We start from the raw sequence: 15,273 nt of genomic DNA on the forward strand, positions 1-15,273 counted from the left end.
GGGACCGGCACGGAGGGACAATCGGGATCATGACGTCGTCGACGACCTTCCAGCCGGTCCTGGAGCGCATCGCGGAGGAGATCGAGCGGACGCCCGGCCGCGGCCGGCCCGCCGACTACATCCCGGCGCTCGCGGCCTGCGACCCGCGCAGCTTCGGCATGGCCGTCGCCGAACTCGACGGCACCGTGTACGGCGTGGGGGACTGGCGGCAGCCCTTCTCCACCCAGTCCATCACCAAGGTCTTCACCCTCGCCCTCGACCTCGCCCGCGAGGGCGACGCCCTGTGGGAACACGTGGGCCGCGAGCCCTCCGGCAACCCCTTCAACTCCCTCGTCCAGCTGGAGTACGAGAACGGCATCCCGCGCAACCCGTTCATCAACGCGGGCGCGCTCGTCGTCACCGACCGGCTGCACACCCGTACCGGCGACGCGTCGGGGGAACTGCTGGGCTTCCTGCGCGCGGAGAGCGGCAATCCGGAACTGACCTTCGACAAGGAGGTCGCCGCCTCGGAGACCGCCCACGGCGACAGGAACGCCGCGCTCGGCCACTTCATGGCGTCCTACGGCAACATCGACAACCCGGTACCGGTCCTGCTCGACCAGTACTTCCGCCAGTGCTCCGTCACGGCGTCCTGCGCCGACCTCGCCCTCGCCACGACCTTCCTGGCCCGGCACGGCATCCGCGCCGACGGCACCCGCCTCCTCACCCGCAGCCAGGCCAAGCAGATCAACGCGATCATGCTGACCTGCGGCACGTACGACGCCGCGGGCGACTTCGCCTACCGCGTGGGCCTGCCCGGCAAGAGCGGAGTGGGCGGCGGCATCATCGCGGTCGTCCCGGGCCGCTGCACGCTCTGCGTGTGGAGCCCGGGTCTGGACGAGCGGGGCAACTCGGTGGCGGGAGTGGCGGCGCTCGACCGATTCACGACGCTGACGGGCCTGTCGGTGTTCTGACAGAGGTCCCGGCAGAGGCCGGGGGCAATGCCCCTGAAGGGGCGCGGGGAACTGCGCGACAAGCCCCCGCCCGCCCGCCCCCCCCGCGAACCACCGCACACGGCAGACGCTCCCCGGCGACCGGACACCCCTGGCGACCGGACACCCCTGGCGACCGGACACCCCGTACCTGATCACCGGCCGGTCACACCTCGGCCTCCCCCCGGAGGGCACCGCGTCAACTCCCCGCCACCCCACGTTGACACGCTGCCCGAGTGTTGGCCATGGCTTTCCCCGACGATCTCCGCCGCTGCCAGATACTCGGTCTGGCCGGCACCGCCTGCCTCGCCCTGGGCGGTGAGACGGCCGGAGCACTCCCCGTGCGGGACCTCCTCCACCCGGCCTCCGCACGCGCCGCCCTCGGCCTGGTCGGCGTCTACTTCGGCGTCGTCCTGCTGATCGCGGCCTGGGCGCTGCTCGGCCGGCTGGTGCGCGGCCCCAGGCCACCCGCTCCCCGCGCCCTGCTGCTCGTCCTCGCCGTCTGGGCCGCGCCGCTGCTGCTGGCCCCGCCGCTGTTCAGCCGGGACGTCTACAGCTACCTCGCCCAAGGGGCGATGGTCGAGGCACACATGGACGTGTACGCGCACGGGCCGTCCCGGCTCGGCGGCCCGCTCGCCGACGAGGTCGCCCCGCTCTGGCGGCACACCGGAGCCCCTTACGGCCCGGTGTTCCTCGCCGTCGCGGCGGCCCTGTCCGGACTGACCCGCGGCGAACTGCCCGCGGGGCTCCTCGGGATGCGGCTCGTCGCGCTCGCCGGCGTCGGCCTGATGGCGGTCGCGCTGCCCCGCCTGGCCCGGCACAGTGGCGCCGACCCGTCCGCCGCGCTGTGGCTGGGCGCCCTCAACCCGCTCGTCCTGCTGCACCTGGTCGCGGGCGCCCACAACGACGCCGTCATGCTGGGCCTGCTGGGCGCCGGCCTGGTGGCGGCGCTCGGCCGGTGGCCGGTCCTCGGTGCCGTCCTCGTCACGCTGGCCGCCCTGGTCAAGGCACCCGCCGTGCTCGGGCTGGCCGCCGTCGTCGTCCTCCAGGTCCGCGTGGGCCGCAGCCCGGCGAAGGCCCTCCTGACCACCACCGTCGCGGCCGCCGGGACGACCGTCGCCGCCACGGCCGCGGCCGGCACCGGATACGGCTGGATAGGCGCCCTCAACACCCCCGTGTCACCCCAGAACTGGGCCCTGACCACCCTGCTCGGCCGCGCCACCCGCGCCCTGCTGGAACACCTCGGCAGCGACCTCGCGCCGCTCGCGGTCCCCGCCTGGCACGCGCTGGGCATCGTCGCGGCCGTCGTCGCGATCGCGCTGATCTGGCTGCGGCTGCGCCCACGGCCGGTGTACGCCCTGGGCCTGAGCCTCGCCGCGGTGGCCGCGCTCGGCCCGGCGATCCGCCCCTGGTACGCCCTGTGGGGCCTGTTCCTCATCGCCGCCGCCGCGCCCAGCACCTCCGTACGGCACCGCATGGCGGCCGTGACCGGCGTGCTCGCGCTGTGCGTCCTGCCCAGCGGCGGGCCGGCGGACACCGGCCAACTCGTGCTGGCCGTCTCCGGCGGGGCGCTCGCGGTCGTCGTGCTGTGGCAGGCCCACCAGGCCGAACTCGCCCCGGCCCTGGGACGCGCCGCATGACCCCGGCCCTGCCGCGCACCGACCGGGGGCGGCTGCTGCTGGTGCTCGGCCTCGCCACGGCGGTGACCGTCTTCACCGCGACCGTGCCGCTGCTGCGCGACTGGTTCGACCTGCGCGTCTACCACGGCAGCATCGACACCTGGGTCCACCACGACGGCCGGATCTACGACTACCGCGTGCCGGGCACGACGTACGGCTTCACCTACCCGCCGTTCGCCGCGGTCGCCATGCTGCCGATGGCCCTGCTGGACCTGCGGACCGCGATCGCCGCCGCCCTGCTGCTCAACCTCGCGGCCCTGGCCGTGATCCTGCGCCTGCTCGCCGGGCCGGACCGGCGGCGCCTCGGCCGGTACGGCTGGGCCCTGACCGCCTGCCTGCTCGCCCTGTTCGAGCCGCTCCGCGACACCTTCAGCTTCGGCCAGGTGAACCTGCTGCTCCTGGCCCTCGTCCTCACCGACGCGGCGCTGCTCGCCGCCGGACGCGGACGCCTGGCCGGCGTCGGCATCGGGCTCGCTGCCGCGATCAAGCTCACTCCGGCGCTCTTCATCGGACTGCTGCTGGTGGCCGGACGCCGCCGCGCGGCGGCGGTCGCCACGGCCGTCGCCCTCGGGGCCACGACCCTCGCCGCCTGGGTGGACCCGGACGCCTCGCGCTACTACTGGACCCAGGCGCTGTGGGACACCGACCGCGTGGGACGCCTCGGCTATGTCTCGAACCAGTCGGTCCAGGGCATCCTGGCCCGGCTGGGCGAACCGGACCGGGCGGTGTGGGCGGCGGCGGTCCTGCTGATCCTCGGCGTGTGGGCCGTGCGGACCCGCCGGGCGGCCCTGGCGGGGGACTGGACGGCCGCGTTCGCCCTGACCGGGCTCGCCGCCTGCCTCGTCAGCCCGATCACCTGGGTGCACCATCTCGTGTGGCTGCTGCCGTCCTTCGCCGTCCTGATCCGCACGGGCCACCTCCGGATCGCGGGGGCCCTGTACGCCGTGCTGTGCACCAGCGTGGTGTGGCTGTGGTTCGACGACGCGTCCGGCGTCGACGGGTTCCTGGGCAGCAACACGTACGCCTGGATCACCCTGGGCCTGCTGCTGTGGCTGCCGGCCGGTCAGCTCCGCCCGGGCCTGCGCACCGGAAGCCGCAGCACCAGCACCACGACCGCCGCGCCCAGCCCGGCCGCACCCGCGATCAGCCCCGCGTCCGTCCAGACGGACCCGGGCTCCTCGGGGACGGCCGCGGCGACCGCGGGCGGCGTCGTCGTCTCCGGCCGCTCGGGAGCGCGCGCCGCCGCGAGCGAGCCCACCGCGTCGACCCGTCCGGCCGATCCGAACCCCCAGTCGAGCAGCGAGCGGGCCTCCTCGTACACGGCCGAGCCGCCGCCCTCCTGAGGGTTCATCACCGTCACGACGAGGGTGCGCCCGTCCCGGCGCGCCGCCGCGACGAGCGTGCTGCCCGCCTTGCTGGTGTAGCCGTTCTTGATGCCGATCAGCCCTGGATACGGCTTCACGCCCCGGGTGCCGCTCAGCAGCCGGTTGGTGTTGCGGATCGGGTACGACCAACCGCCGCCGCCCGGGAACCTCGCCTCGACCGTGGCGCAGTACCGGGCGAAGTCGGGGTTGCGCAGCCCCACCGCGCCGAAGACGGCCAGGTCGAAGGCCGACGACACCTGGCCCGGGGCGTCGTACCCGTCCGGGGACACGACCCGGGTGTCGAGGGCGCCCAGCGACCGGGCCCTGGCCTGCATCCGCTCGGCGGTGACCCGCCAGCCGCCGTTGAGCCCGGCCAGGACGCGCACGGCGTCGTTGCCCGAGTTGAGGAAGACCCCGCGCCACAGGTCGGCGACCCGGTACGTACGGCCCTCGGCGACCCCGACCAGGCTGCTGCCCGCGCCGACGCCCCGCAGTTCCTCCGCGCGGACCGTGTGCCGGATGCCCGCCGGCAGCGACGGCAGCACCGTGAGCGCGAACAGGGTCTTCAGGGTGCTGGCCGGGGGCAGCCTGCGGTGTGCGTTGCGGGCGGCGAGCACCTCGCCGGTGCGGGCGTCGGCGACCAGCCAGGACAGGGCGGAGACCGCCGGGACGCGGGGCACCCCGGCGCGCGGGCGGACCTGGACGCCGGGGCGGTGCAGCAGCGACGGGTGCGGGGCCGCCGCCCTGGGCCCGGCCGGGGCACTGGGCTCCGCCCCGCCGGGGCCGGCCGCGGCGGCGGGCACCAGGGCCAGGAGCCCCGCCGCGCAGAGCGCACCGGCTGACACGACCGCCCGGGAAGAGAATCCGATGATCATACGATCAACGTAGAAACGGTTGTCCTCGGTGCGGCGACGACCGGGCCGGAGACGACACGCGAGCACCCGGATGCCGCACGGTGTGCGCCCCGACGGCCCGCACGCCGCCCCGCGTGCGATGTCCGTCAGTCCGACGGCAGGGTCGGCTGGATGCGCCGCAGGAACGTCGCGTTGTCCGGTGTCTCGCGCATCCGTTCCAGGAGGGTCTCCAGGCCGCCCTGCCCGTCCCGGCTCTGCAGCACGCGCCGCAGGCCGTGCACGGCGGTCAACTCGGGCCGTGTCAGCAGGAGTTCCTCGCGGCGGGTGCCGGAGGAGGTGATGTCGACGGCGGGGAACAGGCGGCGGGAGGCCGGTTCGCGGCTCAGGCGGAGTTCCATGTTGCCGGTGCTCTTCAGCTCCTCGAAGTAGAAGTCGTCGGCCCGGGAGCCGGTCTCGACCAGGGCGGTGGCGAGGATGGTGAGGGAACCGCCCTCCTCGGCCGACCGGGCGGCGCCGAAGAACCGCTTGGGGCCGGTCAGCGCGGACGCGTCGACGCCTCCGGTGAGGATGCGGCCACCGGAGGCGGCCGCGTTGTTGTGCGCCCGGCACAGCCGGGTCAGCGAGTCGAGGAGCAGGACGACGTCCTCGCCGGCCTCGACGAGCCGTTTGGCCCGCTCGATCACGAGCTCGGCGAGCGCGACGTGCTGCTTGGCGCTGCGGTCGAACGTCGAGGCGTACACCTCGCCCCGCACGCAGCGCAGCATGTCGGTGACCTCCTCGGGCCGCTCGTCGAGCAGCAGCATCAGCAGCCGGCACTCGGGGTGGTTGCCGGTGACGGCCGCCGCGAGCTGCTGGAGGAGGACGGTCTTGCCGGTCTTGGGCGGGGCCACGAGGAGCCCGCGCTGGCCCTTGCCGACCGGCGCGATCAGGTCGACGACCCGCCCGGCGAGTCCGGCGGCCGGGTGTTCCAGGCGCAGCCGCTCGTGCGGATGCAGCGGTGTCAGGTCCCGGAAGTGGCGGCGGTCGCGCAGGTCCGCGGGCGCACGGCCGTCGACCCGTGCGACGTCGGTGAGGCCGCGCCGGTCGCCGAGGAGGCCCTCGACGAGGTCGCCCTTGCGCAGGCCGTGACGGCGGATCAGGGAGGGGGAGACGGCCGGGTCGGCGGGCGAGGGCAGACCGTTCTCGGCGCGCAGGTGCCCCTTCCCGCCCGGGTCGATGTCGAGGACGCCGAGGGCGGTCCGGGGCTCGATGTGCCGCTGGACGGGTGGGGTGTCGAGTGTGGTGGTCATGGTGGTGTGTCCTTTCACGGACGGCAGGCGTGAGACATGCGAAGGGAAGGGGAGAGAGCCGCGAGGGGAGGGGCCTGGGGCACGCCTCCGGCGGCGGGGAACAGCACCACGGCCACGACAGGGCACGTCAGGGTGCTGGAAAGGAGAGAACGAAATGCAGAATCGCACCGGCGCCCACAGACAGGGGCGTGCACGAGTGCTGTGTGCAGGCTATCACCCGACGAGGTGCCGGGCGAGGGGAACGAGGTTCAGCGCGTGGCCAGGAGCCCGTACAGCAGGGGGATCCGCGGCTCGGGCAGCCGCCACCAGCCGGACTCCGTGCGGACCATCCGGGGCCAGCGCGGCCAGGGAAGTTCGTCGGTCTCGCGCAGTCGCCGCACGGTCAGTCCCGCTCCGGTCAACGCGTTGACGACCTCTCCTGTTCCGTGCATCCACTCGTAACTGTCCGTGGCGCCCTCGACGGCCGGGCCGTCCGTGTACGTGTGCGTCGCGTCCCGGTGCACGGGACCGCCCCCGCCCAGGTAGTCGTGCCGCAGCAGCAGTTCGGGACCCTCGCCCGGAGCGGGTTTCGGGCCCAGGGAGTTGAGCAGCGGGTGGAACTCGACGACGTACAGCCGGCCGCCCGGCCGCAGGAGCCGCCCGACGGTCTCCGCCCACCGGTCCAGGTCGGGCAGGTAGCACAGCGCGCCCTTGCCGGTGTACACGACGTCGAACAGCCGCCCGTCCAGGGCCTCCACGGCGTCGTACACGTTCGCCCGGACGTACGTCACGTCGGCGCCGGCCCGCGCCGCGACGTCCTTCGCGGCCGCCACGGACGCCGCGGAGAAGTCGAGGCCGACGGCCCGGGCGCCGCGCCGTGCGAAGGCGATCGTCTCCGTGCCGAGATGGCACTGCAGGTGCAGCACGTCACGGCCGGCCAGCTCGCCGAGGTCCTCCCACTCGAAGGGCGCGAACCAGCGCTCGGGATCGAGGCCCTGCTCGAGGCCGTAGAACCGGCTGGCGAGGTGGACGGGCGTACGGGCGTCCCAGTTGGCCTGGTTGGCCCGCATCAGCCGGTCGTGCTCGGCGGACGTCATGGGGGACATCCAACCGTGAACGGGCCGGGCGCGGCGGGGGAACGCGGGAAACGACCCACCTCGTTTCCCCTAGGCTGAGCCGATGTTCAGCCCCGAAGGCCCCAGTCTGCGCGAGCTCGCCGTCCAGGCGCTGTCGTCCGTCGAACGCGGCTACGACCTCCTCGCGCCGAAGTTCGACCACACGCCCTTCCGGACGCCCGACGCCGTGCTCGACGCCGTCGGGTCGGCACTGCGGCGGATGGGGCCCTTCGACGCCGGGCTCGACCTGTGCTGCGGCACCGGTGCGGGCGTCGGCGTGCTGGGCCGGGTGTGCCGGGAGCGGGTGACCGGCGTCGACTTCAGCGCGGGGATGCTCGACGTCGCCCGGCAGCGGGTCCGGCCGGCGGGGCCGCCGGTCTCCTTCGTCCGCGCCGACGCCCGCGCCCTGCCCTTCGCACCCGCCTTCGACCTGGTGGTCAGCTTCGGGGCCTTCGGGCACTTCCTGCCGCGCGAGGTGCCCGGGCTGTTCGCGCAGGTCCGCTCCGTCCTGCGGCCGGGCGGCTGCTTCGCCTTCCCGCTGGTCGCCCCGCCCCGCCCGGGCTCCCTCGGCTCCTGGATGCTGCTCGGCTTCGACACGGCCATGCGGGTGCGCAACGCCCTGTGGCGGCCGCCGTTCGTCATGTACTACCGGGCCGTCCGCTTCGGGGACGTGCTGCGCGCGCTCGCGGAGGCGGGTTTCCGGGTGGAGCTGTACCCGCTGCCGGAGTTCGGGCGGCGACGGGACGGCAGCCCGCGGGTGCGTCTCGTCGCCGCCAGGCTCCCCGGGTAGTCCTGCACGGGAGGCCCGGCTCCCCGGGAAGTCCCGCGCGCAAGGTCAGGCTCCCCGGCTGGTCCCGCGCGGAACGCCGGGCTCCCGGGGCGGTCAGCCGCGCAGGAAGTTCAGCAGGTCGTCGTTGAACGCCTTCTCGAAGTCGCCCACCAGCCCGTGCGGCGCGCCCGGATACACCTTCAGCGTCGCGTCCTTCACCAGCTGGGCGGTCCGGTGGGCCGAGGCGCCGATCGGCACGATCTGGTCGTCGTCGCCGTGCGCCACCAGCGTCGGCACGTCGATCCGCCCCAGGTCCTCGGTGAAGTCGGTCTCCGAGAACTGGGCGACGCAGTCGTAGGCGCCCTTCAGCCCGGCCTGCATGCTCCACATCCAGAACGCGCGCCGCACGCCTTCCGACACCGCGGCCCCGGGCCGGTCGAAGCCGTAGAAGCTCTCGCTCAGCTCCCAGTAGAACTGCGAGCGGTCCGCCGCCACGGCCGCGCGGATCCCGTCGAAGGCCTCCTTCGGCGTGCCCTCGGGGTTGTCGTCGGTGCGCAGCATCAGCGGCGGCACCGCGCCCAGCAGCACGGCCTTGGCGACCCGCGCGGTCCCGTGCCGCCCGATGTAGCGGGCCACCTCGCCGCCGCCGGTCGAATGGCCCACCAGGACCGCGTCGTCGAGGTTCAGCGTCTCGATCAGCTCGGCCAGGTCATCGGCGTACCGGTCCATGTGGTTGCCCTGCCACGGCTGGCCCGAGCGGCCGTGCCCGCGGCGGTCGTGCGCGATCGCGCGGAAGCCGTGCTCGGCGACCAGACGGGCCTGCCCGTCCCACGCGTCCGCGTTGAGGGGCCAGCCGTGACTGAACACCACGGGCTGTCCCTCACCCCAGTCCTTGTAGTAGATCTCGGTCCCGTCGGACGTGGTGAACGTACTCATGAGCTTCCTCTCGGCGGGGGTGTCGTCGGCGGGATGCCGGCGGGCGATCAGACGAAACGCCGTACGAACGTCAGGGCCGTGTCCGCGACCTCCTGCCAGCCGTGGTCGATGGTCAGGGCGTGGCCCCGGCCCTTGATCTCGATGATCTCCGTGATTCCGGGATTGCGCCGCTGGCGCTTGTAGGAGGCGTTCGACAGCGCCCAGGGCACGGTGTGGTCCTTCTCGCCCGAGATGATCAGCAGCGGACCGCGCTCCGGGTTCTCGGTGTCGACCTTCGCCTCGGTCCACGGGTTGAGGTTGGCCGTGGCCGCCTGGAACAGCGGCGCGCCCGGTGCCGGCACGGCGAACGTCTCGTACAGCTCCCGGGCCTCCTCGTCGCTCACCGCGTTGGCGAAGGAGTATCGGAACTGGTCGAACGTGAGCGGCACGGCACGGTTGCGGTTCGCCGGGTTGGTGAGCACCGGCGCCGCCGCGCGCAGCGACGACACGGGCAGCGGCAGCACGCCCCGGAACGGCGCCGGGTCGATCGCCACCGACGCGGCGGACAGGCCCCGCCCGGCGAGAATCTGCGTGAGCAGTCCGCCGAACGAGTGACCGATGATCGCCGGCTTGCGCTTGAGGCCGCCGATCAGTGCCGCCAGGTGGTCGGCGACCTGCCCGACCGTCTTGCCGGCGAGGACCTCGGGGTGCCGGTTGGCCTCCTCGACGGTGTCCGGGTCGTCGGGCCAGGACAACGAGACCGGGGCGTACCCGGCCCGCTCGAAGTGGTCCGCCCAACGGTCCCAGCTGCTCGGCAGCAGCCACAGTCCGTGGACGAAGACGACGGGCGTGCGGTCGGCGGCGTTGGCCCGCTCGATCAGCTCCTCGTCATGCGTGGTCATACGGTCGTCCCCCTGGACGTCGGTGTCGGTCACGGACGCTCCTGTAAACGTGCACAGGGCGTTCACCTCTGGCCGATACTGGCAGCGGACGCGGTCGGCGGATCGGCCCTGGGTGCCCGGTCCTCGACTCACCGTGCCGGGGCGGAGAGGACTGGGGATGATCCTGCTGGACACGAGGGAGTTATCGGTGGACGAGCGGGTGGAGGCCTTCCGGGGCGCTCTGCTCACCGCGTCCGTGCCGTCGCTGGTCAGGATGGAGGAGGGCGGAGAGCGGGCGTTCGCCCGCATGGAGCGGTGGCACTTCGGCGAGCTGACGCTGTTCACCAGCAGCTCGTCCGGCTGGGCCGTCACCCGGAGCCCCCGCTACCTGCGCCTCGAAGGCGCGCCCATGGTCTCCCTGTCCCTCCAGGTCCGCGCCACGGGCCGGTTCGGCCAGTCGGGCCGGCAGGAACGGGTGGAGCCCGGTGAGCTGATGCTCAACGACCTGACCATCCCCTACGACTTCGCTTGGTCGGGCAGCGGCGGCGCACAGGCGCTCCAGGTGCCGTACGACGCCCTCGCCCTGCCGCCGCACATCGTCCGCCGGGGCGCCGAGCGGCTGCGGGCCAGTCCGCTGTACGACCTGCTCCGCGCGCACATCGCCCGCCTCCAGGCCGACGCCGACACCCTCGCCGGCGACCCGGGCGCGGCCGCCCTCGGCTCGGCCACCCTGGAGCTGGTGCGCGCGCTGCTCACCTCCGCCGCCGGCGTGGACGCCTACGCCCGGCCCGCGCTGGCCGAGTCGTTGCTCCAGCGCGTCCTCGCCTACGCGCGCACCCACCTGACGGAACCGGACCTCACACCCGCCCGCATCGCGCACGCCCACAGCATCTCCGTGCGCGCCCTGTACCGCCTGTGCGCGCAGGCCGGGCTGAGCCTGGAGCAGTGGATCATCGAGCAGCGGCTGGAGGGGGCCCGCGCCGGCCTGGTCTCCCCGGTGGGGCGCACCCGGACCGTCGCGTCGGTCGCCCGCGCCTGGGGGTTCACCGACCCGAGCCACTTCACGCGCCGCTTCAAGGCGGCGTACGGCGTGACGCCCCGGCGGTGGCGGGCCTCGCAGCCCGGCCCGGCAGAGTGAACTCGTAGACGAGCGCGTCCTGCCGGGTGTCCACGACGAGGTCGGTGATCTCCAGCGGCCGCGCGTACTGGTCGTGCACCCGGCGGGTGACCCGCACCGACGGCGTGCTCGCGGGCCGGGTGATGGTGTCGCGGTGGTGCAGGGTGAGCCCGGCCCGGCGCATCCAGTCGTAGGCCCGCCGCAGGTGCGCGGCCGCCGTGCCGTCGGCGCGGTCGCGATAGCGCGCCAGCTCCTCGACCTCCGCCAGCGCCACGGCGGAGAAGGACGTCACGGCGGTCCGCAGGCCGCGTCCGTCGGCGGTGGCGTACCGGTAGCGGTGGACCAGCGTCGGACGTCCCGGGGCGAGCCCCAGCGCCGCCGCGTGGTCCGGCGAGGGCGGTTCCCAGGCGACGGTGGCGCGGGAGACGGTGCCCGGTGTCGCGGCCCGGGCGCCGACGGGGAAGGTGAGCGTGGCAGGGGTCTCGACGGGCGGGCCGGGCAGGGTCGCGTGGCTGCCGCGCCGGTCGGTGGCGACGAGGCCGTCGCGGCGCAGCAGCTCCAGGGCCTGCCGCACGGTCTCCCGGCTGACTCCGAAGTGTCCGGCCAACCGCCGTTCCCCCGGCAGGCGTTCACCCGGCGGGACGGTGCCGTCGCGTAGCTCGCCGAGCAGCTCCGAAGCGATCCGGCGGTACAGGGGCTCCTCTTCGGTCGGCGGGTGGTCGGGCGGGGTGGTGCGGGCCATGCCGCGCCTCCTGTTGGTGACGTACGGTAGTCATGCGGGCTCGGTGCGCCACCAGATCTAGCATTGGTCTAAACCAGCAGGGAAGGGTGGCCGGGCGGTTCGGCCGAAACCGGACCGCCCGCGCCCGCCGTCACAGCGCGCCGTAGAGGGCGTCCACCAGCGCCATCTTCCGCGGGTCGTCCGCGATATGAGGCCCCATCCGGTTCATCACATAGCCCAGCGACACCTCGGCCTCCGGGTCGGCGAGCCCGCAGGAGCCGCCGAAGCCGTCGTGTCCGAAAGCGCGCGGGTTGGGTCCGTAGGAGCCGTTGGGTCCGCTGAGCCAGAGCCCGAGCCCCGCCTCCGTCTCGGCGGCGAGCCCGGCGCCGAGCACCAGGTCCAGGCACCTGCCCTGCCCCTCGCGCACCCGCTCGACCGCCTCGGGGGAGAGGACGCGGTGACCGCCGTACGTGCCGCGCCCCGCGAAGACGGCGTACAGCTCGGCGACCGCGCGGGCGGTGCCGTGCCCGTTCGCCGCGGGGATCTCGGCGGCCCGCCAGCCGGGTGTGCCGGCTCCGGCGGCGGACACCGCCGGGTTGGTCACGGCAGCGATGGCCGCGGGGGTCAACTGCGCGAAGACAGCGGCCTGTTCACTGGTCGTCGCGACCGGCGGCTGGACCAGTTCGGCCGCCCTGCCGTAGTCCTTCTCCGGCAGGCCGATGGTGAAGTCGATGCCGAGCGGCCCGGTCACCTCCCGCTCGAGGAAGGCCCCCGGCCGCAGTCCCGACACGCGCCTGACGACCTCGCCGACCAGATGGCCGTAGGTCAGCGCGTGGTAGCCGGAGCGCGTGCCCGGCTCCCACCAGGGCGGTGTCGCCGCGAGCCGCTGCGTGGTCAACTCCCAGTCGCACAACTGCTCAAGGGAGTGCGGCTCCCGCAGTCCGGCCAGGCCGGCGCGGTGGGACAGCAGGTGCCGTACGAGGACCTTCTCCTTGCCCGCCGCGGCGAACTCGGGCCAGTACACGGCCACCGGCGCGTCGAGGTCGAGCAGTCCCCGGTCGGCGAGGACGTGCGCGCACAGCGCCACCGGGCCCTTGGTCGTGGACCACACGTTGACCAGTGTGTCCCGCTCCCATGGCCGGGTGCGGGCCGCGTCGGCCCAGCCGCCCCACAGATCGACCACCGTCCGGCCGCCGACGGTGACGGTCACCGCCGCGCCCAGCTCGTCCCGCTCCCGGAAGTTCTCCTCGAACGCCCCGCGCACCGCCGCGAAGCGCGCGTCGCAGCGACCGTGCACCCGCACCGCGCGCTCGGCCGCCTCGCTCTCGGGTATCTCGCGTTCGGGCGCTTCGCGTTCGGGTGTCTCGCGTTCGGACACCTCGTGCTCGGACACCTCGCGTTCGGAAACTTCGTGCTCGGACACCTCGTGCTCGGGCATGGCCCCACCCCTCCGCCGGTCGCCTCCGGCCCGGGCCGCCGCCTCGCGGCCCGGGCGCCAAGAACGTACCGACTGGTCGGACCAAGGTGGAAGCCCGACGGCGGTGAACGGCCGGATCAGATGTGCGTGCGCATCCAGCGCAGCTTGGCGGCCTCCTGGTAGGGGCCGCCGCCCTCATGGTCGTTGAAGTCGTACACCTCGATCGCCTTGTCCTCGTGGCTCCAGGCGTTGAAGGCCGCGAAGACGGTCGAGGGCGGGCAGGTCTGGTCCTCCAGGGCGGCCGAGAAGAGCGCGGGGGCCCGGCCGCGGGCGGCGAAGTGGACGCCGTCGAAGTAGGACAGGGTGCGCAGGGCGTCGTCGGTGTGGCCGCGGTGCGTCTTGAGGTAGAGGCCGATCTCCCGGTACGGGTGGCGGTCCGTGAGTGTCGCCGCGCGCGGGAAGTCGCACAGGAACGGCACGTCGGGGGCGATGCCCGCGAGGTCCGGCACCAGGCCGCCGACCGCGATCGTGATGCCGCCGCCCTGGCTGGAACCGACGGCCACTGTGCGCGCCGGGTCGGTGAGGGGGTGCGAACGGGCGGCCTCCACGGCCCGCACCGCGTCCGTGAACACCCGGCGGTAGTAGTAGTGCTCCGGCGCGTCGATACCGCGCGTCATGAAACCGGGGTAGGCGGGCGCGCCGCCCACCGGGTCCGCCGTGCCGCCGCCCCCGCCCCAGGCGCTGCCCTGCCCGCGGGTGTCCATCACGAAGTGCGCCCGGCCCGAGGACGCCCACAGCAGGTGCTCGTGCGGCAGCCCGCGCCCTCCGCCGTACCCGATGAACTCCACGACCAGCGGCAGCGGGCCCTCCGCCCCGGCCGGCAGGGTCAGCCAGCCCTTGACCGGATGACCGCCGAACCCGGCGAACGTCACGTCGAAGACCTGCACGGTGGACAGGCCGGTGTCGACCGGTTCGAAGCGGGCGTCCAGATCGTGCTCGCGCGCCTCCTGGAGGGTCTTGGACCAGAACGCGTCGAAGTCCTCGGGCTCGGCGGACGCGCTGCGGTAGTCGCGGAGTTCGTCGAGAGGAAGGTCGAACAGAGCCATGCAGGACCACCTTGAGTGAGGAGCGGCTGCGAAGACGGTGCGGATGATCACATTACGGGGACGGCCGGAGGACCGGCCAGGCCCTTTCCGGTGCTCTGCGCTCGTTCACGGCGCGGCGCTCGTTCACGGCGCCCGTTCACGGGCCCTGCTCATGGGGCACGGAGCACCGGCGCCCGGAGGACCAGGCGCGGACGCGATCGCCTCACGCGTCCCGACGCGTCCACTCCGGCTCCGTACGGGCCCAGGCCCGCTCCCACTCGGCCAGCCGGCGGCGCATGGCCACCCGGCGGACGAGGAAGTGGCCGAGCAGCACCACGAGCACCGCACCCCCCGTGGCGCAGGTGCCGATCGACAGGGTGTGCTGCCAGACCCCGGTGCCGTCCACCGGCGGGGGCACGTTCCGGCCCCGGGAGTCGAACCAGACGTCCACGACCTCGCCCGGCCGGGTGCCCGCGGAGACCCGTGCCGTCGCCGCGCGCGTGCCCTCGCCGGGCTCCGTCCAGCGCACGGTCGCCCGATAGGCCTGCTGCCCGCCGGCCTGCACCGACGGGAGTGGGCCGCTCTTCCTCTCGACCACCTCGGCGCGGACCCGGTGCCGCTCGGCGCGCTGCTCCGCCGAGACCGACCGCGCCTCGCCGTGGGCCCACACGGCGGCCGCCGCCCCCACCAGCGGCACGACCACCGACAGCAGGACGGCGACCACCAGTACCGTCCACGCCTCGACGACGTCCGACCGACGCCGCAGCGGACTCCGCCGCCAACGCCAGCCGGGCACCCGGGTTCGCATGTCGACCTCCTCGCCGTCACCGCTGCCGGAGGGCCGGACCGGCGGTGCGGTGGCGGCGCCGCCGCTCCCTCCGCGTCACGCCACACGTGCGAGTGCCCACACGGATCTGGTACCCCCTCCGACGCACATCGATCGCTCACACGGCCCCGGCGCCGCCTGACGTGCGGGCTCGGCCCACGCCGTACGGACGGGCAGCGCCGCACGGGAGTGCCGGGCCGTCGGTCCGCTCCCCGGGTGCGCCGGTGCGTGCGCGGGGGAGGAGCGGTGGCGCGCGGCGTCGCGTGCCGAAGCCCTGCGGCCGGGGTGCCC

The 15,273-nt window shown here is 74.2% G+C and carries 13 protein-coding genes and 1 pseudogene; 5 read left to right on the forward strand and 9 right to left on the reverse strand.

Annotated elements, in window-relative coordinates:
- Window positions 1–29 precede the first annotated feature (29 nt).
- From ACSUPV_RS38245 to ACSUPV_RS38255, 3 genes are all read left to right on the forward strand, one after another.
- Window positions 30–953 (forward strand): glutaminase, encoded by a 924-nt coding sequence (locus ACSUPV_RS38245; protein ID WP_436949583.1) that lies wholly within the window; start codon window positions 30–32, stop codon window positions 951–953.
- A 263-nt stretch (window positions 954–1,216) separates the two neighbouring features.
- Window positions 1,217–2,611 (forward strand): polyprenol phosphomannose-dependent alpha 1,6 mannosyltransferase MptB, encoded by a 1,395-nt coding sequence (gene mptB, locus ACSUPV_RS38250; RefSeq protein WP_436949584.1) that lies wholly within the window; start codon window positions 1,217–1,219, stop codon window positions 2,609–2,611.
- Entirely contained in the window at window positions 2,608–3,993 is a 1,386-nt protein-coding gene (locus tag ACSUPV_RS38255) for a glycosyltransferase 87 family protein (RefSeq protein WP_037758035.1), read from the forward strand. The genes mptB and ACSUPV_RS38255 overlap by 4 nt, the downstream gene beginning before the upstream one ends.
- A 59-nt stretch (window positions 3,994–4,052) precedes the next feature.
- Here the strand turns inward: ACSUPV_RS38255 and ACSUPV_RS38260 are convergent.
- The 3 genes and pseudogenes from ACSUPV_RS38260 to ACSUPV_RS38270 form a co-directional block, all read right to left on the reverse strand.
- Window positions 4,053–4,889: pseudogene (locus ACSUPV_RS38260) on the reverse strand (D-alanyl-D-alanine carboxypeptidase family protein); the annotation flags it as partial.
- A 125-nt stretch (window positions 4,890–5,014) separates the two neighbouring features.
- Complete coding sequence (rho, locus tag ACSUPV_RS38265) at window positions 5,015–6,157, reverse strand: transcription termination factor Rho (RefSeq protein WP_031119599.1); 1,143 nt, start codon at window positions 6,155–6,157, stop codon at window positions 5,015–5,017.
- Window positions 6,158–6,405: 248 nt separating this feature from the next.
- Entirely contained in the window at window positions 6,406–7,233 is an 828-nt protein-coding gene (locus tag ACSUPV_RS38270) for a class I SAM-dependent methyltransferase (RefSeq protein WP_436949585.1), read from the reverse strand.
- 82 nt (window positions 7,234–7,315) lie between these two features.
- Between ACSUPV_RS38270 and ACSUPV_RS38275 the strand changes: the two genes are divergently transcribed.
- On the forward strand, window positions 7,316–8,041 hold the full coding sequence (locus tag ACSUPV_RS38275) for a class I SAM-dependent methyltransferase (protein WP_037758038.1): 726 nt from the start codon (window positions 7,316–7,318) through the stop codon (window positions 8,039–8,041).
- A gap of 93 nt (window positions 8,042–8,134) precedes the next feature.
- Here ACSUPV_RS38275 and ACSUPV_RS38280 read toward each other — a convergent pair whose 3' ends face one another.
- Entirely contained in the window at window positions 8,135–8,956 is an 822-nt protein-coding gene (locus ACSUPV_RS38280; protein WP_037758039.1) for an alpha/beta fold hydrolase, read from the reverse strand.
- Window positions 8,957–9,003: 47 nt separating this feature from the next.
- Entirely contained in the window at window positions 9,004–9,837 is an 834-nt protein-coding gene (locus tag ACSUPV_RS38285; RefSeq protein ID WP_031119594.1) for an alpha/beta hydrolase, read from the reverse strand.
- 157 nt (window positions 9,838–9,994) lie between these two features.
- On the opposite strand from ACSUPV_RS38285, the gene ACSUPV_RS38290 reads away from it, so the two are divergent.
- Window positions 9,995–10,954 (forward strand): helix-turn-helix domain-containing protein, encoded by a 960-nt coding sequence (locus ACSUPV_RS38290; RefSeq protein ID WP_436949586.1) that lies wholly within the window; start codon window positions 9,995–9,997, stop codon window positions 10,952–10,954.
- On the opposite strand, the gene ACSUPV_RS38295 is transcribed toward ACSUPV_RS38290, so the two are convergent.
- The 4 genes from ACSUPV_RS38295 to ACSUPV_RS38310 all read right to left on the reverse strand — a co-directional run bounded on the left by ACSUPV_RS38295 (window position 10,890) and on the right by ACSUPV_RS38310 (window position 14,964).
- On the reverse strand, window positions 10,890–11,675 hold the full coding sequence (locus ACSUPV_RS38295; RefSeq protein ID WP_037758041.1) for a GntR family transcriptional regulator: 786 nt from the start codon (window positions 11,673–11,675) through the stop codon (window positions 10,890–10,892). The two genes, ACSUPV_RS38290 and ACSUPV_RS38295, sit on opposite strands and share 65 nt — an antisense overlap.
- A 130-nt stretch (window positions 11,676–11,805) precedes the next feature.
- Complete coding sequence (locus ACSUPV_RS38300; RefSeq protein WP_359785030.1) at window positions 11,806–13,092, reverse strand: serine hydrolase domain-containing protein; 1,287 nt, start codon at window positions 13,090–13,092, stop codon at window positions 11,806–11,808.
- Between the two features lie 116 nt (window positions 13,093–13,208).
- On the reverse strand, window positions 13,209–14,177 hold the full coding sequence (locus ACSUPV_RS38305) for an acetylxylan esterase (protein WP_359785028.1): 969 nt from the start codon (window positions 14,175–14,177) through the stop codon (window positions 13,209–13,211).
- Window positions 14,178–14,379: 202 nt separating this feature from the next.
- Complete coding sequence (locus tag ACSUPV_RS38310) at window positions 14,380–14,964, reverse strand: Rv1733c family protein (RefSeq protein ID WP_037758043.1); 585 nt, start codon at window positions 14,962–14,964, stop codon at window positions 14,380–14,382.
- Window positions 14,965–15,273: the final 309 nt, after the last annotated feature.

This window comes from Streptomyces sp. SudanB52_2052, assembly GCF_964272415.1.
GTDB classification, from domain to species: domain Bacteria; phylum Actinomycetota; class Actinomycetes; order Streptomycetales; family Streptomycetaceae; genus Streptomyces; species Streptomyces olindensis.